At 35.7% G+C, this 18,149-nt stretch carries 21 protein-coding genes and 1 pseudogene; 17 read left to right on the plus strand and 5 right to left on the minus strand.

The features are described 5' to 3' along the window. Positions 1 to 151: 151 nt before the first annotated feature. Positions 152 to 1,750 (minus strand): ABC transporter permease, encoded by a 1,599-nt coding sequence (locus IQ236_RS07035; protein WP_193868617.1) that lies wholly within the window; start codon positions 1,748 to 1,750, stop codon positions 152 to 154. A gap of 210 nt (positions 1,751 to 1,960) precedes the next feature. Between IQ236_RS07035 and IQ236_RS07040 the strand changes: the two genes are divergently transcribed. From IQ236_RS07040 to IQ236_RS07060, 5 genes are all read left to right on the plus strand, one after another. Next, the gene (locus tag IQ236_RS07040) at positions 1,961 to 3,049 is read left to right on the plus strand and encodes an ABC transporter ATP-binding protein (protein WP_193868594.1); all 1,089 of its coding nucleotides are present in this window, start codon (positions 1,961 to 1,963) and stop codon (positions 3,047 to 3,049) included. A gap of 100 nt (positions 3,050 to 3,149) precedes the next feature. Continuing rightward, positions 3,150 to 3,446 carry a hypothetical protein gene (locus IQ236_RS07045; RefSeq protein WP_193868595.1) on the plus strand — a complete coding sequence of 99 codons (297 nt, stop codon included), beginning with the start codon at positions 3,150 to 3,152 and terminating at the stop codon, positions 3,444 to 3,446. Positions 3,447 to 3,454: 8 nt separating this feature from the next. Beyond that, positions 3,455 to 3,859: a type II toxin-antitoxin system VapC family toxin gene (locus tag IQ236_RS07050; protein WP_228041465.1), complete on the plus strand. Its 405-nt coding sequence runs from the start codon at positions 3,455 to 3,457 to the stop codon at positions 3,857 to 3,859. Between the two features lie 109 nt (positions 3,860 to 3,968). Continuing rightward, the gene (locus IQ236_RS07055; RefSeq protein WP_193868596.1) at positions 3,969 to 4,196 is read left to right on the plus strand and encodes an antitoxin family protein; all 228 of its coding nucleotides are present in this window, start codon (positions 3,969 to 3,971) and stop codon (positions 4,194 to 4,196) included. Then, positions 4,183 to 4,626, plus strand: a complete 444-nt coding sequence (locus IQ236_RS07060) for a PIN domain-containing protein (protein WP_193868597.1) — start codon at positions 4,183 to 4,185, stop codon at positions 4,624 to 4,626. The genes IQ236_RS07055 and IQ236_RS07060 overlap by 14 nt, the downstream gene beginning before the upstream one ends. Positions 4,627 to 4,712: 86 nt before the next feature. On the opposite strand, the gene IQ236_RS07065 is transcribed toward IQ236_RS07060, so the two are convergent. The 3 genes from IQ236_RS07065 to IQ236_RS07075 all read right to left on the minus strand — a co-directional run bounded on the left by IQ236_RS07065 (position 4,713) and on the right by IQ236_RS07075 (position 7,092). Further along, a complete protein-coding gene (locus IQ236_RS07065) occupies positions 4,713 to 5,039 on the minus strand; it encodes a type II toxin-antitoxin system RelE/ParE family toxin (protein WP_193868598.1) in 327 nt (108 codons plus the stop codon). After that, on the minus strand, positions 5,023 to 5,313 hold the full coding sequence (locus IQ236_RS07070; protein ID WP_193868599.1) for a type II toxin-antitoxin system Phd/YefM family antitoxin: 291 nt from the start codon (positions 5,311 to 5,313) through the stop codon (positions 5,023 to 5,025). The genes IQ236_RS07065 and IQ236_RS07070 overlap by 17 nt, the downstream gene beginning before the upstream one ends. A gap of 198 nt (positions 5,314 to 5,511) precedes the next feature. Then, positions 5,512 to 7,092 (minus strand): DNA methyltransferase, encoded by a 1,581-nt coding sequence (locus IQ236_RS07075; protein WP_228041466.1) that lies wholly within the window; start codon positions 7,090 to 7,092, stop codon positions 5,512 to 5,514. 125 nt (positions 7,093 to 7,217) lie between these two features. Between IQ236_RS07075 and IQ236_RS07080 the strand changes: the two genes are divergently transcribed. The 10 genes from IQ236_RS07080 to IQ236_RS07125 all read left to right on the plus strand — a co-directional run bounded on the left by IQ236_RS07080 (position 7,218) and on the right by IQ236_RS07125 (position 15,724). After that, the gene (locus tag IQ236_RS07080; protein ID WP_193868600.1) at positions 7,218 to 8,555 is read left to right on the plus strand and encodes an ATP-binding protein; all 1,338 of its coding nucleotides are present in this window, start codon (positions 7,218 to 7,220) and stop codon (positions 8,553 to 8,555) included. A 629-nt stretch (positions 8,556 to 9,184) separates the two neighbouring features. Next, complete coding sequence (locus tag IQ236_RS07085; protein WP_193868601.1) at positions 9,185 to 10,618, plus strand: MFS transporter; 1,434 nt, start codon at positions 9,185 to 9,187, stop codon at positions 10,616 to 10,618. Between the two features lie 119 nt (positions 10,619 to 10,737). Continuing rightward, complete coding sequence (locus tag IQ236_RS07090; RefSeq protein WP_193868602.1) at positions 10,738 to 11,973, plus strand: LL-diaminopimelate aminotransferase; 1,236 nt, start codon at positions 10,738 to 10,740, stop codon at positions 11,971 to 11,973. Between the two features lie 92 nt (positions 11,974 to 12,065). Continuing rightward, positions 12,066 to 12,620: a J domain-containing protein gene (locus IQ236_RS07095; protein ID WP_193868603.1), complete on the plus strand. Its 555-nt coding sequence runs from the start codon at positions 12,066 to 12,068 to the stop codon at positions 12,618 to 12,620. 2 nt (positions 12,621 to 12,622) lie between these two features. Continuing rightward, positions 12,623 to 13,651 (plus strand): hypothetical protein, encoded by a 1,029-nt coding sequence (locus IQ236_RS07100; RefSeq protein WP_193868604.1) that lies wholly within the window; start codon positions 12,623 to 12,625, stop codon positions 13,649 to 13,651. Continuing rightward, a complete protein-coding gene (locus tag IQ236_RS07105; protein ID WP_193868620.1) occupies positions 13,641 to 13,913 on the plus strand; it encodes a hypothetical protein in 273 nt (90 codons plus the stop codon). The genes IQ236_RS07100 and IQ236_RS07105 overlap by 11 nt, the downstream gene beginning before the upstream one ends. A 1-nt stretch (position 13,914) precedes the next feature. After that, positions 13,915 to 14,451 carry a hypothetical protein gene (locus IQ236_RS07110; RefSeq protein WP_193868605.1) on the plus strand — a complete coding sequence of 179 codons (537 nt, stop codon included), beginning with the start codon at positions 13,915 to 13,917 and terminating at the stop codon, positions 14,449 to 14,451. A 101-nt stretch (positions 14,452 to 14,552) separates the two neighbouring features. Next, positions 14,553 to 14,777, plus strand: coding sequence for a hypothetical protein (locus IQ236_RS07115; RefSeq protein WP_193868606.1), 225 nt, complete (start codon positions 14,553 to 14,555; stop codon positions 14,775 to 14,777). Further along, positions 14,770 to 15,195 (plus strand): type II toxin-antitoxin system VapC family toxin, encoded by a 426-nt coding sequence (locus IQ236_RS07120; protein WP_193868607.1) that lies wholly within the window; start codon positions 14,770 to 14,772, stop codon positions 15,193 to 15,195. The genes IQ236_RS07115 and IQ236_RS07120 overlap by 8 nt, the downstream gene beginning before the upstream one ends. 163 nt (positions 15,196 to 15,358) lie before the next feature. After that, positions 15,359 to 15,724 (plus strand): hypothetical protein, encoded by a 366-nt coding sequence (locus tag IQ236_RS07125; protein WP_193868608.1) that lies wholly within the window; start codon positions 15,359 to 15,361, stop codon positions 15,722 to 15,724. A 35-nt stretch (positions 15,725 to 15,759) separates the two neighbouring features. Here the strand turns inward: IQ236_RS07125 and IQ236_RS07130 are convergent, their stop codons facing one another. After that, entirely contained in the window at positions 15,760 to 17,289 is a 1,530-nt protein-coding gene (locus tag IQ236_RS07130) for a YifB family Mg chelatase-like AAA ATPase (RefSeq protein ID WP_193868609.1), read from the minus strand. A 108-nt stretch (positions 17,290 to 17,397) separates the two neighbouring features. Between IQ236_RS07130 and IQ236_RS07135 the strand changes: the two genes are divergently transcribed. Both IQ236_RS07135 and IQ236_RS07140 read left to right on the plus strand, forming a co-directional pair. Continuing rightward, on the plus strand, positions 17,398 to 17,739 hold the full coding sequence (locus tag IQ236_RS07135; protein ID WP_193868610.1) for a histidine triad nucleotide-binding protein: 342 nt from the start codon (positions 17,398 to 17,400) through the stop codon (positions 17,737 to 17,739). 190 nt (positions 17,740 to 17,929) lie between these two features. Further along, positions 17,930 to 18,149: pseudogene (locus tag IQ236_RS07140) on the plus strand (photosystem II q(b) protein); the annotation flags it as partial.

Raw genomic sequence — 18,149 nt, forward strand, 5'->3', positions numbered from 1 at the left:
TATTTTTTATAAAAACCACTAAAAAGACAATAAAAAATAGAAAAAATAGTAGAATTTTCCATTTTTATTGGTGTCTGTTAATCAGGAAGAGAAAAAAAATAGTAGGATTTTTTGTTTTTGGTGCGTGCGCTGTGCTTACGCACCCTACGGGTTAGGAACGATGGGATTGAGCTATTTTTAAACTGAGGAAAATAACGGGAATAATCCCGACAGCGACAATGGCTAATGCGGGTGCTGCGGCTTCCGATAATCGTTCATCTGAGGCTAAATTATAGACTCGAATGGCGAGGGTATCAAAATTAAACGGACGAATCACTAATGTAGCGGATAATTCTTTCATTACATCTACAAAGGTTAACATTCCAGCCGTTAATAATCCACTCCACATCATCGGGGTATGGACTTTAATTAATGTTCGAGTTGCGCCATATCCTAAACTCCGGGCGGCTTCATCTAAATTCGGTTTAATTTTACTTAAACTTGATTCTACTGCTCCTAAAGAAACCGCTAAAAATCGAACTAAATAGGCATAAATTAAAGCCATAATAGTTCCACTAAATAACAATCCAGTTGCAATCCCAAAGGTAGACTTCATAAACGCATCAATAGCATTATCTAATCGACCAATCGGAATTAAAATACCAACCGCAATGACTGAACCGGGAACCGCATAACCCATCGCTGCAATTCGGGTGGATAATCGCATTAAAGAATTAGAATTTAACCGGACACCATAAGCCATTATTAAAGCAATTAGAACGGCTAAAAGACCGCTAATCGTTGCTAAAGTTAAACTATGTAAGCCATAATTCAAAAATTCTAAATTGAAGAGGGTGTTTAAATTTTCCAGGGTCATTTGTAATAAAATTCCACTGGGAATTAAAAACCCTAAAATAATGGGAAATAAACAGATAAAACTTGCTAAAATTCCTCGAAATCCTTTAAGTTTAAATTGGTTTAAGGCTTGAAATCGATTTCCGGTTTGATAATATTGGGCTTGTCGCCGTGACCAAGTTTCAACTAAAATTAATCCTAAAATAAATAACATTAAAACGGCTGCTAATTGAGAGGCTGCAATGCGTTCTCCCATCCCAAACCAAGTTCGATAAATCCCTGTTGTAAAGGTATCTACCCCAAAATATTGAACGGTTCCAAAATCATTCAAAGTTTCCATTAAAGCTAACGCCAACCCCGCCATAATGGACGGACGAGCGAGAGGTAACGCAATCGAATAGAAACTTTTCCAAGGACTACAACCGAGGGAACGACTTGCTTCTAAGGTGCAGGTTGATTGTTCTAAAAAAGCAACTCTGGTTAATAAATAAACGTAGGGATATAACGTTAAAGATAATAAAAAAATTGCTCCCCAAACTGAACGAATATTAGGAAACCAATACTCATCAATACTATTCCATCCAAAGGTATCCCGCAGCAGGGTTTGTACCGGGCCATAAAAATCTAACCATTCGGTGTACACATAGGCGAGAATATAAGCTGGCGCGGCTAAGGGAAGTAACAACCCCCATTCAAACAAGCGACTCGCCGGAAATCGACACATGGTTACTAACCAAGCACTACTGACTCCTAGCAATAACACCCCGATGCCAACGCCAATAATTAGCAATAAGGAATTGAGGATATAACCAGGTAGAACCGTTGCAGCTAAATGGTTCCAGACCGCAGCAGAATTGGTGAAAATACTGCTTAATACAAATAATACCGGAGTGGCGATTAAAATTGCGATCGCCATGACAAACACAGTCCAAACGTCCAGACTCAAGCTCCGAAAGGCTTTTATCAAAGACTCCAATGGGGATAAGAACACCTGGAAGCACTCCCAAAAATTTAATCAAGTCTTAGTGAGAATATATCTTAAAAAGGGGGTATAATTAGAATTATGTTTCTGAATATAAGTTTCAACAATGGTGTTGAACTGTAAGCTCCATTGATTTGTGTAAAGATGATTCAATCTGTGATTCTGCATTTAGAGGATGTCGGTAAACAGTTTCCCCGAAGCCAGACACCAGCCGTTCAAGCCGTTAACCTGAAATTACATGAAGGGGATATTTTAGGACTGTTAGGCCCTTCTGGATGTGGGAAAACAACATTATTAAGAATGATTGCTGGATTTGAACAGCCAGATACGGGAACCATTGCTTTAGCAGGTCGAGAAGTGGCTGGGTTAGATTGTTGGATACCGCCAGAACAGCGAGACGTCGGGATGGTGTTTCAAGATTATGCCTTATTTCCCCATTTAACCGTTGAAAAAAATATTGCTTTTGGTTTAAAAAATAGTAAGAAAAAATCCAGTTTAGGGATTCAAAGACGGGTCGCTGAAGTTTTAGAATTAGTTGGGTTATCGGGTTATGAAAAACGCTATCCCCATGAAATATCGGGAGGACAACAACAACGAGTTGCTTTAGCTCGTGCTTTAGCGCCCCATCCGGCTTTAGTTTTATTAGATGAACCCTTAAGTAATTTAGATGTTCAAGTTCGCTTAAGATTGCGACAGGAATTACGGGATATTTTAAAAATAGCAGGAACTACCGCAATTTTTGTGACCCATGATCAAGAAGAAGCCTTATCGATTTCTGATTGGGTAGCGGTGATGCGAGAAGGACGCTTAGAACAGTTTGGTACACCGGAAACTATTTATCAGCAACCTGCTTCTCGGTTTGTTGCAGAATTTGTCACCCAAGCTAATTTTATTCCTGCTAAACGTCGAGGAGATTTTTGGGAAACGGAAGTGGGTTGTTTTGCGATTAACCCCTATTTGGTGAATGCTGTTACTCCTGATTGGGAGCAATTAGACCGGGTAGAATTAATGGTACGACAAGAAGATTTTATTCTTAAACCTGATGATAACGCGCCTGTTGTCATTCGCGATCGCCAATTTCTTGGACGAGAAAATCATTATAGTTTACAGGTTCCATCAGGACGGGAACTTATTGCTAGAACTAGCGCAACAACAGCTTTACCTGTGGGAATGCGCGTTAAAGTCTCTGTACCTGAAAATGCTTTACGAGTCTTTCCCAGTCGGAAACATTAGTGAGGGGTTGACAGTTGACCGTTGACCGTTGACCGTTGACTGTTAATAATTTGCTAGAATTAAAAGGGTTATCAATTACATTTTAACGGAGGCTATCAATATGTTATCAACGGATATGATGAAAGAATCCATGATGAAAAGAATTGAGAAAGTGGTTTCAAGTTTAATGGAAGAGCGTCCTTTATTTAAAGAGGATCTTAATTATTCAGAAATCGTTCAAAATTTAGTTAAAATATTTGAAGAAAACTTATCTTTAGAAGAAATTAATACGATGTCAGATCAAAGCTTAAAAAACCGTTGTAGTGGGATCATGTCACTAAAAGTTTTGGCAAAGATTGGCGAAGATTTTACTCCTGAACAAATGGCAATTTTTGACGAAGCAATTAAACGTAAATAGGAAATTAGATGATCAGTTATTTACTAGATACTAATATTGTTTCTGGTGCTATTAGGCAAAATTCTCAAATTCTTCAAAAGATTCAAGTAGCTAAAGCTCAAGAAGAAAATATTTTTATTAGCTGTATTACTTATTTTGAGATTAGGCGAGGATTTTTAGCGGTTGACTCACCGAAACAAAGAGAAAGATTTGAAGAATTTTACCAAGATTATCAAATTATTTTATTAGATGATTTAGCAATTTTAGAGAAAGCAGCCGAAATTCATGCTAATTTAAGGTTAAGAGGATTACCGATACAAACTGAAGATATTTTAATTGCGGCGACTGCTATTGTTAAAGGTTTAATTCTGGTTTCTAATGATAGTGATTTATTGAGAGTTGAGGGTTTAAGTTTAGAGAATTGGGTAGAGTGATCAGTTTAAGTTTTTGTGGATGTGTGAGATAGCGATAAACTTCGCCTGGGCAAAGGTGATCGCAAATTAGGTTATAATAGCAAGCAGTTAAATAATAACCTAATTCATTATGCAACAACAAAGTTTTGATGCAATTTTTGAAAATGGGGTTTTTCGCCCCTTAGCTGATTTTCAATTAACAGAAGGTCAAACCGTAAAACTGATTATAAAATTGGAATCTATTAAAAAAACGAAAGGCTTTCCTAAAACGGGGATTATTGCTCAATTAACAGCAAATCCTATTGTGATTCCTAACTTTCATCCCTTGACACGAGAGGAAGCGAATGAACGCTGGTAAACCTCAACGTTTTTTTGTGGATTCTAATATTTGGCTCTATCGTTTTATCGTTAATCCTAATGATTCAGATGCTAGAGCAAAACAACAAATAGCTACAAGTATTACCAGTCAAGAAAACCTGGTTATTAGCACGCAGGTTGTCAATGAAGTCTGCTCAAATTTAATTCGCAAAGCCAAATTTGATCATTCACAGATTCAAAGTCTAATTGAAGATTTTGGAGCGGGATGTGAAATTTTACCTGTTTCTTTTTCAACAATTCAGTATGCTGTAAAATTGCGGGATTACTATTCACTTTCATTTTGGGATAGTATAATCATTGCTAGTGCAATTTTAGGCGATATAACTGTTCTATATTCAGAAGATATGCAAGATAGTTTAATTATCGAAGATACTTTACAAATTATCAATCCATTCAGAGATTTAAAATGAGCGATCGCACTCCTAACTCCCTTACACCCCAAGAAGCGATCGCACCCTCAACAATTCTACAATAAAAAGCGATCGCATTAACAACTTTACTCCAAATCAAGGGGATTAAAAGTAATTGAAGATTGTGCGCTATGACGAAGATAAAGAATATAAACGATATCCTCTCGAATGGTGAAAATAATCCGGTATTTATTCCTTGATTTCCCATAAATAATTTGTCTAATTTCTTCAGGAAAATCATCATTTTCCCTAGCTAAAGCAAAACGTTTTGGCTTATCTTGCAAAGTAGCAATAGTATCCATTAAATCTCTAAACCATTGATCAGCATAATTAGGGTTAAGATTTTTTAACCAAAGATAAGCAGATTCTATTTCTAGTTTAGCATTCTGGGTTAATTTAACTTGAAATTCCATGTTTATGCTGCATTTCTTCGATGTATTGATTTAGAGGCTGTGTATCACCTGTCGCTATATCTTCTAATCCTTTTTTAATTCCAATAATAGTTTCTAATTTCTCTATAAAATCTAGTAATTTTTGATAAGATACAGCATCTTGTACTACTAATTCAGCTTTTCCATTAACAGTTAAAACGATAGGATTACCTGTTTCTTTCATTTGGGTAATCATTTCATTTGTATTCCGTTTAAAGGTTGAGAGAGATTTAATATCTCGATTTAGATTAATCATGGTTGGGGACTTTGCACTAAATTTGCATTAAATTTAATGTTAGCACAAAATAGCAAAAGCGATACCTACAGTAAGCTGCGCTAACGCACTCCTAACTCCCTTACACTCTAAAAAGCGATACCTACGGTAAGCTGCGCTAACGCATTCTCAACTCCCACACATCCCAAACAAGATTAAATTTGATCAGGATGAGATTGATCAAATATCTAAGTCTAACTCCATCTGATCACCTTTCACTTCTTTTTGTTTTTCAGCACTTTTAACTACTTCTAAACTTAAACGAATATTTAATCTTTTTTGAGTTTCGATAATATCTTTAACTGTGACAATTTGAACTTTATCACAACTATTGCTCATATATTTACTTTGATAAAAACCAGCAGACTTTGCCGTTTTTATCATCTCTTTACTGGGATTGTCTAAAGTTATAAATATGGCTATACTAGCATTTAATAGGGTCATTGTTCCTATTAAATCTCGAATATCACCTGATTTTACTTTTCCTGATTTGACTTGAAAAATTATCTTTTCTGGGTCATTTTGATCACCTTGAAAGTAAGCAATTCCATCTACACCTTGATCAGCACCTTTTTTTGTGTTAATTATTGCCCTATTATTCGTATAAGTTAAGATTGCCCATTTTTCAAATTCTTTACGAGTGCGATCATCTGCTTTATTGGCTAATGCTGTTGCACTTTCTATATCTTTAGGAATACCATGCAGTTTAATCGTATCTAAAACTCCTTTACCAAAACTATCTTCTAATCTTTTTAAGATTAAGCTAATACTTTGATAAGTAATATCAATTCCTATCCATTTTCGGTTTAATTTTTGCGAAACTGCAACCGTTGTACCACATCCACAATAAGCATCTAATATTGTATCATTTTCCTGAGAACTGGCTTTAATTATTCTTTCTAATAATGCTTCGGGTTTTTGTGTTGGATATCCTAAACGTTCTACCGAATTTCCTTGTAGTCGTGGAATTGTCCACCAATCCTCCGGTATTTTTCCATTAGGTTTTAAACGGTTGATATGTTTATGTTCTGGATTTTTAGATTTATATAGTCCTTGATTTCCTGCACCTCTTTTAGTTCTTGCTACTGTTTCATCTGAGTAGGGTATGGAAATTTCTTCAAAATTAAATTTCCAAGAGTTTGATTTTGTATATCTAAAAATTACATCGTGTTTTTTAGGGAAATTGTCTCTTGTATTTGTTGGTGCTGTATAACACCAAACTATTTCATTTCTAAAATCTCCTCCTTGGGAACAAAAAACAGCATCTAATACTAATTTTAAATAATGACTAGCAGTTGGATCACAATGTAAATAAAAACTCCCTGTAAATTTTAAAACTCGATGTATTTCTGTTATCCTTAAAGTCATACTTACTAAGTAAGCAAGTAAACTTCCTGTTCCTAAAACATTCCTTAAACCTGTAATTAAAGCAATACATTGTTGAGTAAATTTACCATGATAATTAGTAGTAATTTCCTCTATTCCATGAATAGCATAATCATCCCATTCCCAGGTATCAATAAATGCTTGAGCTTGGGCTTTATCCTCTGCACCAATATTATTATAAATTTGATTGTAATTGCGTTTAGAATTAAAAGGAGGATCGATATAACATAGGTCAACTGATTCATCTTTAATATAACGTCTTAAAACTTCTAAATTATCGCCATAATAAAGTTGATTAACCATTATTTTTAGCAAATTACTTTGCTTGAGTAAAACCGCATTAATCATTTTTATACTAAATTGATTTGTTGTCATAGCAGAAAATATCTGATATTACCTGATGTTTTATTAATAAATATTAAGACAATACCTGAAAAAACCTGATAATCTGGAATAAAATTGAGTTATAATGACTAAAAGTGTTACCGCATCTAACTTTTATGACTGTTACAGAAATTTTACAATTTGTAGATGGCTTAGTATTTTCTGAGACAGAGAAGCATTTAGATGATCTACAAAAAAAGATTGTTGAACAGGTATTTAAAGGTAAAACTTATAAGCAAATTGCAGAGCTTTATGATTATGATGAGGGTTATATTGGTGATGAATGTAGGAAGTTATTTAAAATTTTATCTGAACAGTTAGGAGAAAATATTAATAAATCCAATTTTTGTTGGACTATAGAAAGAATTACAAATTCAAAATTTTTTAATTCTTTAAACAATAATATCAATTTTTTTCCCAATCATCCATCATCAAATCAACCACAAAATCAACAAAATAATAATATTGATAATTCTAAAAAAAACGAATATTATTTAAGTTTAGCTCCTCAAATCATTAACTTTTATAACCGAGAAACTGAACTTAAAACCCTGTCTAATTGGATCTTTAAACAAAATAGTCGTTTAATCTCAATATTAGGATTATCGGGAATAGGTAAAACCGCCTTTGTCAAAAGATTTATTGATTTGAACTTAGAGGAATTTGAAGTAATTATATGGAACAGTTTAAAATATCCTAAACCCTTAGAGTTGCTGGTTAAGGATTTATTGAATATTATTAAACCCGAAGATAAACAAATTATAGACGATCAATTCAAACAATTATTAGATTTGCTCACCCATAAAAAATGTTTAATTATCCTTGATGATGTGCAGAATATCTTTACTCCGGGTCAATTCGCGGGACAATATCAACCGGAATACCAAAGTTATCAAAACTTTTTCACCTTGATCACAGAAACTGAACATCAGAGTAGTTTAATTTTAATTAGTCAAGAACAATGTGGAGAAATGGAAATTTTAGATGAGGAATTATATCCAGTTAAGTGTTTAGAATTATCGGGTTTATATGATAGTCAAATTTTGAATCATAAAGGATTAGGAAATGGGGAGTCTTGGTTAACGTTAATTAATTTATATGAAGGTAATCCCAATTATTTAAAAAGTATTGCTATTTTAATTAAAAATATATTTGATGGTGATGTGGCTGAGTTTCTGGCTGAGAATGAATTAGTGATTACTCAAGAGATGCGATCGCACTTTAACCAATTATATAATAGACTTTCACCCGTTGAACAACAAATCGTTTTAAAATTCAGTCAATTTGAGCAACCCTTATCCAGAGAAACATTGAGAGAAAGTGTAGAGTTATCATCAACGGATTTAATTAATGGATTACAATCTTTACAGCAACGGTATTTAGTTACTAAAATCAAAGAAGATAAAACTATGTTTAAATTATTTTCTGTGTTGAGAGAATATTTAGAAAACTAAAGATTAACCCTTAGCTGAATCTGCGAAATCTTTGATTATGATTTGTTTGGTTGCAATTTAGATACGGATTAGCTTGTTTTTCCGGCTTTAATCTCTATTATTCACTTAAATCTTGAGTTTGTTTATCTCCCAATGTTTAGTTAAAACAGATGAGTTTAATCGGTTAATTTATAGAATTTTAGTTGCGATTTTTTTAGCTCAGACTTACAATAAGATCAAGAAAAAACCAACGTCTTTGCTTGTAGGAATATCCGATGAGTTGAGAAGACAAACACAACAATTTTTAAGCAAACTGTTGTGTGTTTAAACAATGCGATCGCTTAAATTAACTGATAATTTATGCTCTTGATTCAACGAATTACGTTTCTAAAAATCCCTTTTTTTGTGCAAAATTACGGTTTAACAGAGGCTTTATATCACGATATTTATTTACTTTAAATCAAAGATTTTAATCTTGAATTTCACCTTGGACATAAAAATTTTCCAGTCTAATAGCTATCTAAAGACTGAGGTTTGTCATGTTTAAAAGCTATTGAGTTCTCTCTCTATACAGATGGAATTGTTTAGACATTTTCCTAAACTATAGCTTGATCTTTTCCATTTATATCCTCATCCTATTCTTTTAATCTGTGGAACAACTTTTAGGTAAATTAACCAAAACTGACATTCGCCGAAGTTTACGGGCTTCTACAGTAGATGGAGTATTTGCAGCCATCTTTACGAATGCAACAGGAGGCGTTTTACTAACTAAATTTATGCTGGATTTAGAAGCCAATACCTTGCAAATAGGGCTATTATCTGCTATTCCTATGATCGTTAATTTAGCACAACCTTTAGGTGCATTTTTAGCCGATAAAGCTACCAGCCGTTATCGATATTGTCGATTAGTTTATGGTACATCCCGTATTCTTTGGTTAATCTTAGGATTAGCCATTTTTATCATTTCTCCTTTCGATCCCTTCAGCCATCAAACTTTACTGTATTTAACCCTAGCTATTATTGCTATAACCAGTATATTAGGGGCATTAGGAGGCTCGGCTTGGATGAGTTGGATGGCAATCTTAGTCCCTAAAAAATTAAGAGGACGCTATTTTGGTTTACGCAATAGTGTATCTAGCTTGAGTAATTTGATATCCGTTCCCATCATGGGAATAATGATTTCTTACTATCCCCTTGGCCCTATTCGAGGTTATGGTGTGATTGTTTTATTCGGAGTCATCATGGGATTAATGAGTTTAGCTTGTCAATATTTTATGACAGATGTTAATCCTCAACTTCAGCATCCCATTGAAACCCTATCTTCAACCATTTTTCCCCTAACATCTGAACCGATTTCTAACAGTTCAGATTTTTTATTACAATTTAAATTATTCTCAAAAATCAATACTTTAATCCGTCAAAACTCTAATTTCTTTATTTTTCTAATTTACTATGATTTATGGATGTTTGCTGTAAACTTAAGTTTACCCTTTTTCAGCGTATATCTTTTACAAGGGTTAAAACTAGATGTCAGTTTAGTAACCCTGTATGCCAGTTTACAAGCGGGAATTTATATGTTAGTTTTACCCCGATGGGGACGATTAGCCGATCGCATTGGCAACCGTCCTTTGTTATTATTAATAGGAATGATTGTATCGACTATTCCGCTTTTATGGATAGAAGCTCATCATAATTCCTTTTCCATTTGGGTGTTATTGCCTTTCCTCTATTTATTCATGGGAGGAACCTGGGCGGCTCTTGATTTATGTAATCAAAATCTACAAATGGCTTTAGTTCCCCTGCGTAACCAAGCCAGTTATTTCGCCTTCACCTCAGCGAGTACGGGAATTAGTAGCGCATTAGGCACAACCACCGGAGGAATTTTAGCTCAGTTTGTTTGTAAAAATCCAGAGAATTTATTAGTCTTATTTGCGCTTTCTAGTGTTTTAATGTTAACTGCATTATTGCCCTTAACCTTAACTCAAGAACCCGGAGGAAAATCTCCAAAAGACTTACTGCAAAAATGGGGTGGAGTTATCCGAATTAATCGAACGATTACTCTCAAAAATAAACCCGCAGCTTAACATTAAACTGATTTCTCTAGTTAAGGTGTTCCCTGTTCCCTATTCCCTGCTATATGATAGAAAGTTCGGTTACTTTTGAACATTGAAATTACGTCCTGAATGGGCGTTTGTAATCAACTATGGCAACCCTGAACGACAACTATCTCAAACTGAAAGCCGGTTACTTATTCCCCGAAATTGCCCGCCGGGTGAATGCGTTTGCAGAAGCCAACCCCGACGCGAAAATCATCCGTTTAGGCATTGGCGATGTCACCGAACCCTTACCCGCAGCCTGTCGTAGCGCAATGGTTCAGGCGGTGGAAGACATGGGAAACCGTGACACTTTCAAAGGTTATGGCCCCGAACAAGGTTATCCTTGGTTACGGGAAAAAATCGCTACCAACGATTTTCAAGCCAGAGGTTGCGATATTTCCGCCGATGAAATCTTCATTTCTGATGGTTCAAAATGCGATACAGGCAATATTTTAGATATTTTTGGAGACGATAATATTATCGCCGTCACTGACCCCGTTTATCCCGTTTATGTGGATACAAATGTGATGGCAGGACATACGGGAGATGCCAACGAAAAAGGGGAATATGGGGGATTAGTTTATATTCCCATTACGGCTGAAAATAATTTTACTGCCGCAATTCCTACTCAAAAAGTTGATTTAATTTATCTCTGTTTTCCTAATAACCCAACAGGGGCAACGGCATCAAAAGAACACTTAACTGCCTGGGTTGAATACGCAAAAGCTAACGGTTCAATTATTCTCTATGATGCCGCCTACGAAGCATTTATTTCTGACCCCAGTTTACCCCATTCTATTTATGAAATTCCAGGGGCGAAAGAGTGCGCTATTGAGTTTCGTTCTTTCTCCAAAACCGCAGGATTTACCGGAACTCGTTGTGCGTTTACGGTCGTTCCAAAAACCTTAACCGCTAAAGCTAAAGATGGTTCTGATGTGGAATTATGGAAGCTTTGGAATCGTCGTCAAGCCACTAAATTTAACGGTGTTTCCTATATTATTCAACGGGCAGCCGAGGCGGTTTATTCTGAAGCAGGAAAAGCCCAAGTTAAGGCGTTAATTCAATTTTATATGGAAAACGCCAAAATTATTCGGGAGCAATTAACGGCGGCAGGATTAAGCGTTTACGGAGGAGAAAATGCCCCCTATGTTTGGGTGAAAACACCCCAAGGTTTATCGAGTTGGGATTTCTTCGATAAACTATTACAAACCTGCAATGTTGTGGGAACTCCAGGTTCTGGTTTTGGTGCCGCAGGTGAAGGTTATTTTCGGATTTCTGCGTTCAATAGTCGGGAAAATGTAGAAGAAGCCATGGGTCGAATTACCGAGAAGTTTAAAGTTTAAATTGTTGGGTGGGCAATGCCCACCTGATGATCACTTTACAAATGTCGTAAATGATAGCTATAATCAAATAAAGTTATGTAGTGGTATACAGTATGGCTACAGCAGTTATAAACCCACGAGTAAAGGACGAAATTGCCAGACTTTCGCAATCTCAAAACGTTGATCCAAAGGTCTTAGAACAATTTGCTAACTTTGTTATCCAAGAAAATTATATTTTAAAAAATAAGCGTTCTACTCAAGAACTGTCAATAAGTGCCGTCAAGCAAGCTGTTTATCATTACTTTAAAGTTAAGAATACACAGGAGTTAAAGAAATCAGGTTTGTTTAGAATGTCTACAGATGGCATGGATACACTTGATTTTCGTTTAGCTTCGACATGGAAAATGCTATATCGCAAGTTTGTGGGTGTTCTTCCTAATGAAAAAAATCAAGAAGGATATGGTTGTATTAATGGGATTAACATTTTTGATTACTTTAAACCTTGGAGAGTTTTCGGATTAAATCCTAAAATTGCAACGAAAGAAGATATTAAGAAAGCATATTACAATTTAGCCAAAATTTATCACCCAGATAATCCCACAACAGGAGATCGAAAAATTTTTGAACAAATTGATATTATGTATCAAAGTATTATTGAGGTTTTTTAAGAATGCAAGAATATCTTAGATTTTCTATTACAGAACAAGAAATTGCTATAGCATTAAAATTAGAAAGGAAGCAGCTTGATGAAATAGTTTCTGATTTAGAATTATCTTTGGATAGTTCGATTGAATTTAAGGAATATATACATTTTAGATACTTAAATAGGAAATTACAAGAAAGAATATTTTCTCAAGAAGGAGCGTTAGCTATTGCAAGTTATATAGACAATAAATCTAACGATACAATGAATATTAAAGAAGTTTTAACTTCAGTTATCGAATTAGTTGAAAAGCATAGAATTAACAGAATTGATAATAGTATTCGCCAAACTGTATATCATAATAGTTCTTCTTTAACAGTTATGAGAGATCTACATTGGTTAAGTAACCGAGATGTTGTTAAAATTTTTCAAACCAAAGAAAGTAAATTAGAAGAATCTTTTAAAAATATTCAAATATCAGATGATCCTATGAAAAAAGGAGAGCATTATGAGCATATAAGTGCTGTCCGTTATTTTTCTTTTCGTGGTTTAGCAAAACTGAGTATAGAACTAGCAGCAAGTTTATATAAAAAAGAAAGAAAGGATTATTGTCAAAGAGTACCAATCGTTGTTCCTCCTGTTGTTAGGGATCTTTTAGCTCTTACTCCGTCTGAAATTCCATCTCCGAAAGAGATTGAATCAGCCATGAGATATGTCAACAAGAGAGATAAGGAAAGATGCCAAATAACAGGTAAATTTAGGGAGAAAATAGATAAAATTGACTTAGCTAGACATCACTTATTTGATCAAACCAATTATAGCTATCTAGCTGCTGAAATTGATAATATTATTACAATCACCAGAGAAATTCATGATAACTTTCACCAGTGGATCGGGGGAACAGATAAAACCTGTACAATAGATGATTTCATTCGTTATATTGAAACGTTTTATAATGAAAAACACTCAGTAATTTTAATGCTATATGATCGTCGGCAGCTACTTCACTTAAAATTAAGCCAATTACAACGTTATTTACCGGAAAGTGAGCCTTAATAATTATCGTGTTTTTCAAGAACCTAATGGTGACTATATCATTCGTGAAGTCTTCTATACTGAAGATGGATCAATTATCAGTCTGAGGCAGGTTGATGCGATCGCTAGAGAGTTTAGGATGGGAGGTGAATTAAGGATTGCTTTTGGGTTATTCCTGGAAGAAGAAAAGAAAAATGGTTATGGTGGAACTTTAAACCGTAGAGGAGATTTTACTTATGAAGAACTTCGCCAGAAAGCAAAAGAATTTTTAGAGGATCTTTAAAATGGCTACTCAAATATCTATTGCTAATCAAAAGCCAGATATCGAACAAATTATTTCAGTGATTACTAAACCGATGATCGGAGAAATTTGTCATCAGGTTATATTTAGTTATGGGGATGAATTACGGCTAGACTTCGGTGAAATGTCTGCTTATACTCATCCTAAATTGGCACATTTACGCAAAGGGTGTTGGCAATTGGGTACAAGGGCAACACCTTGGATTTTAAAGCAAGGAGATCAAGTCTTAACCTCTTCGTTGCCAGTTAATATAGATGCAGAAATAGATGATTCAGAAATAGATGCTGTTAAAAAAGTTTTGCAGCAATTGGAAAACAAAGAATTGATTTATTTTCTGATTTATGCTCATAATATTAGTCTCACTCTATTGTTTGAGGGGGACTATAAACTTATTTTAGAGCCGGATTTGCAAGATGATTCTGGACTGGCTTATTGGGAATTGTTCATGCCAACTGACCAAGTTTTGACGGTTGGGCCTGGATTTTCTTGGGAATGTAAACAGTTATCCCATAAAAATTAAGTTTCAAATAAAAATGGTTGTTAAAGTGGTAGATTTTTACTGGATACGAATATTATTATTGCCTTGTTTGATTACCTTCTTAATTATAGAGGATTAAAATTATGGAGAGTTTAAAGGTAAATACTTATGTTGGGGATGATGGAGTTTTGCAAGTTCAGTTACCTGTTAGCAATGAAGAGTTAGAGGTAATGGTCATTTATCAACCCATACCCAAGAGAAGCCATCGTGAATCAAAAAAAAGGTTTGAAAAATTGTTAAATCAATATGGAGGAAAGGTTTTGAGTGATAGTGTTGAATTATTACGGCAGGATAGAGAACGTGGCTAAATTTGTTGTTGATGCGAATGTTGCGATTAAATGGGTTATTCCTGAAGTTCATACAGAGATTGCTCTACGTTTATTAGATGATGATGCTAATGTTTTATTAGTTCCTGATTTCTTTTTTCCAGAAATAGGTAATATTCTCTGGAAACGGGTAAGGAGAGGAGACTTAACCTTAGAACAAGCTAAAGACAGTTTAGATGAATTAAAAAGAATGAATTTACAAATTTGCTCTTCTGAACCCTTAATATCCAGTGCTTTAGAAATAGCAACTAGAGTAAATCAAGCGGTTTATGATTGTGTATACTTAACGTTAGCGGTTAACCATCATTGTTCAATGGTGACAGCAGATGAACGCTTTGTAAATGCTACCCGCAATGATGTTTTTTCTTCCTCTATTTGTTGGATTGAAGATTTACCTTGAATCTCTATTTTATCTTTAAACTATTAATTAATAAACTAACTCAAAATTTAAAATTGTCAAGATCAGAAACCCCTACCCCAGTAGAGTATAACCCTCCCAACAAATAAGTCAAGAAAACGAGAAAATAGAAGAATAAATCAACACTTACTTTTAACTCCTCATTATGTACCTGAAAGATTACCCCCACGCCATTGCAAAACGGCAATATGAACTTTTAGAACTGAACCGAGAAATCCGTCGTCATACTCAAAGTGTTAACTTTTTCCTGGCTTCTGTTGACCGTCAAATTGCCTATGATACAACGTTAAAAAACGAAGCTCAACGAAAAGCCAAACGCTTTGAGTTAATGCAGGAAGATACTGATTATTTAGCCGCTTCCCAAGCCTTAGATGAAGCAACGGAAAAACGCGATAAATTAACAGTAGAACTGGATTTCCTTCGGAATCAATTTGGGATTTTAAAACTTGAATTACGAGATGCGATCGCAACCAAAGAAAACCTCACCACCTCCCTTCCGGTTCTACCTTAATTAATCTAACTTCTTGAGTTCTAAAAGTCAGAATCTTACTGCATTCGATCAATGGTTCGATATTGAATCGCCTCAGCAACATGGGGCGGTTTAATATTCTCTTCTCCGGCTAAATCTGCAATCGTTCGGGCTACTTTTAAAATGCGATCGCTCGCCCTTGCAGATAACCCTAATTTTCTGATAGCATTTTCTAATAAACTTTGTCCAATACTATCTAATTGACACCATTTTTGAATATGACGACTTTGCATTTCTGCATTCGATTTTAATTGGGGTTCATCTTGAAATCGTTGACAAGTTCGTTCACGGGCTGTTATCACTCGTTCTCGAATTTTAGAAGAACTTTCTCCTTGAGATTGTTGTAGAATTTCTTCGGGTTTCAAACGATTAACAGCCACTTGCAAATCAATTCGATCCATCAATGGCCCTGATAATTTTGCCCAATATTGTTCTCGTTGACGAGGAGAACAGGTACAAGGTTGAATTGTATCCCCATAATAACCACAGGGGCAAGGATTTGTACTCGCCACTAACGTAAATTTAGCTGGAAATACAACCGATTGTTTAGTTCGGGAAACTGTTACAAATCCATCCTCTAACGGTTGTCTTAAAAACTCTAAAACATCCCGTTTAAATTCCGTTAGCTCATCAGCAAACAAGACACCCCGGTGAGCTAAAGAAATCTCCCCTGGTTTCGGATAGGTTCCTCCCCCAACTAAAGAAGGGCCAGAAGCGGAATGATGGGGACTTCTAAAGGGGCGATCGCTCACTAAAGTTCCGCGATTTTTTAATAATCCAGCCACCGAATAAATCCGAGTCACTTCTAAAGATTCTTCAAAACTTAAAGGCGGTAAAATCCCCGGTAAACGACGAGCTAACATCGTTTTTCCGCTTCCGGGTGGCCCGACAAAAATTAAATTATGTCCTCCCGTTGCTGCAATTTCTAACGCCCTTCGAGCGTGAGCTTGTCCTTTAACTTCACTTAAATCTAACCCGATTGTTATTTTTTGAGCTAATAAATCTGTTGCAGTTAATTTAACAGGTTGGTAATGTTGGGGATGATTCAAAAAATCAGCGACATCTAATAAATTTTTAAATCCATAAACTGATAATCCTTGAACAACTGCTGCTTCTTGAACATTATCTTCAGGAACTACTAACCCTATAATTCCCATGTTTGCCGCCGCCGCCGCAATGGGAAGCACACCTGCAACGGGTCTTAAGCTACCATCTAAACTAACCTCACCTAAAAATAAAAAATCTCCTAATAAATCCGGTTTAATTTGTTCTGATGCTGCTAGAATTCCAATACTAATGGGAAGATCAAAACTCGGCCCTTCTTTGCGTAAATCCGCAGGGGTTAAATTAATCACAATATTTCGCATCGGGAAAGCATACCCGGCATTTTTCAACGTCGCTTTTACCCGTTCTCGTGATTCCTGAACCGCCGCATCGGGAAGTCCCAACACCGTAATTTTAGGCAGTCCCCCCGATATATCAACTTCAACACCGACTTTAACGGCATCAATCCCAACAATACAGGCACTCCAAACCCTGGCTAACATGGTGTTTAATTTTGATAATTTGTTCCTTTTCTATATTCTGCTATAAGTGACGTAAGCTCTACGATTAACGGTAGACTTGCAAGTAATAGCAACTGCACCGATACAGATATGACTGATACGATTTTTAGCAAAATTATCCGTCGGGAGATTCCGGCTGATATTGTTTATGAGGATGATTTATGCCTCGCCTTTCGGGATATTGCCCCTCAAGCCCCGGTTCATATTCTGGTAATTCCTAAAAAACCCATTCCTAAACTTGCTGATGCGATATCTGAAGACCATGCCCTGATGGGACATTTGCTGCTGAAGGTAAAACAGGTCGCTGAAGAAGCGGGACTAGAGAACGGTTATCGCGTTGTCATTAATACGGGTGTCGATGGTGGACAAACCGTTGATCATCTTCATCTGCATATTCTTGGGGGTCGTTATATGGAATGGCCTCCGGGTTAAGTGCTTTGGGCGAGAGAACCTCGCCCCTACACCCCTTCTTCCCATCTATAAGTTGTTCTTATGCTATAAATTTACAAAAATTTTCTTAAAACCACTTTACAAAACGCAATCATCTGTGTCATATTACTAATCAAGGTAGAGAAAACACTACCGACGTACCTCGAAAAATACATAGCAATACATACCAAACATGACAACCACGATTCAGCAACGCGAAAGCGCCTCAATCTGGGATCGGTTCTGTAACTGGGTCACATCCACCAACAACCGCATTTATGTGGGCTGGTTCGGTGTTCTGATGATTCCGACCTTGTTAACCGCCACCATCTGCTACATCATCGCCTTCATCGCTGCTCCTCCAGTGGACATCGATGGTATCCGTGAACCCGTCGCTGGTTCACTGTTATACG

Origin of the sequence: Planktothrix mougeotii LEGE 06226 (assembly GCF_015207485.1) — a bacterium.
Lineage (GTDB): Bacteria > Cyanobacteriota > Cyanobacteriia > Cyanobacteriales > Microcoleaceae > Planktothrix.

Bases quoted from the DNA above. Each gene is read 5' to 3' on its own strand.
- IQ236_RS07125 (WP_193868608.1), top strand. From the start codon at position 15,359: ATGTACCTGAAAGATTACCCCCACGCCATTGCAAAACGGCAATATGAA.
- IQ236_RS07100 (WP_193868604.1), top strand. From the start codon at position 12,623: ATGCAAGAATATCTTAGATTTTCTATTACAGAACAAGAAATTGCTATA.
- IQ236_RS07035 (WP_193868617.1), bottom strand. From the start codon at position 1,750: ATGGCGATCGCAATTTTAATCGCCACTCCGGTATTATTTGTATTAAGC.
- IQ236_RS07070 (WP_193868599.1), bottom strand. From the start codon at position 5,313: ATGATTAATCTAAATCGAGATATTAAATCTCTCTCAACCTTTAAACGG.
- IQ236_RS07060 (WP_193868597.1), top strand. From the start codon at position 4,183: ATGAACGCTGGTAAACCTCAACGTTTTTTTGTGGATTCTAATATTTGG.
- IQ236_RS07135 (WP_193868610.1), top strand. From the start codon at position 17,398: ATGACTGATACGATTTTTAGCAAAATTATCCGTCGGGAGATTCCGGCT.
- IQ236_RS07080 (WP_193868600.1), top strand. From the start codon at position 7,218: ATGACTGTTACAGAAATTTTACAATTTGTAGATGGCTTAGTATTTTCT.
- IQ236_RS07095 (WP_193868603.1), top strand. From the start codon at position 12,066: ATGGCTACAGCAGTTATAAACCCACGAGTAAAGGACGAAATTGCCAGA.
- IQ236_RS07075 (WP_228041466.1), bottom strand. From the start codon at position 7,092: ATGACAACAAATCAATTTAGTATAAAAATGATTAATGCGGTTTTACTC.
- IQ236_RS07110 (WP_193868605.1), top strand. From the start codon at position 13,915: ATGGCTACTCAAATATCTATTGCTAATCAAAAGCCAGATATCGAACAA.
- IQ236_RS07090 (WP_193868602.1), top strand. From the start codon at position 10,738: ATGGCAACCCTGAACGACAACTATCTCAAACTGAAAGCCGGTTACTTA.
- IQ236_RS07115 (WP_193868606.1), top strand. From the start codon at position 14,553: ATGGAGAGTTTAAAGGTAAATACTTATGTTGGGGATGATGGAGTTTTG.
- IQ236_RS07045 (WP_193868595.1), top strand. From the start codon at position 3,150: ATGTTATCAACGGATATGATGAAAGAATCCATGATGAAAAGAATTGAG.
- IQ236_RS07050 (WP_228041465.1), top strand. From the start codon at position 3,455: ATGATCAGTTATTTACTAGATACTAATATTGTTTCTGGTGCTATTAGG.
- IQ236_RS07065 (WP_193868598.1), bottom strand. From the start codon at position 5,039: ATGGAATTTCAAGTTAAATTAACCCAGAATGCTAAACTAGAAATAGAA.
- IQ236_RS07130 (WP_193868609.1), bottom strand. From the start codon at position 17,289: ATGTTAGCCAGGGTTTGGAGTGCCTGTATTGTTGGGATTGATGCCGTT.
- IQ236_RS07040 (WP_193868594.1), top strand. From the start codon at position 1,961: ATGATTCAATCTGTGATTCTGCATTTAGAGGATGTCGGTAAACAGTTT.
- IQ236_RS07055 (WP_193868596.1), top strand. From the start codon at position 3,969: ATGCAACAACAAAGTTTTGATGCAATTTTTGAAAATGGGGTTTTTCGC.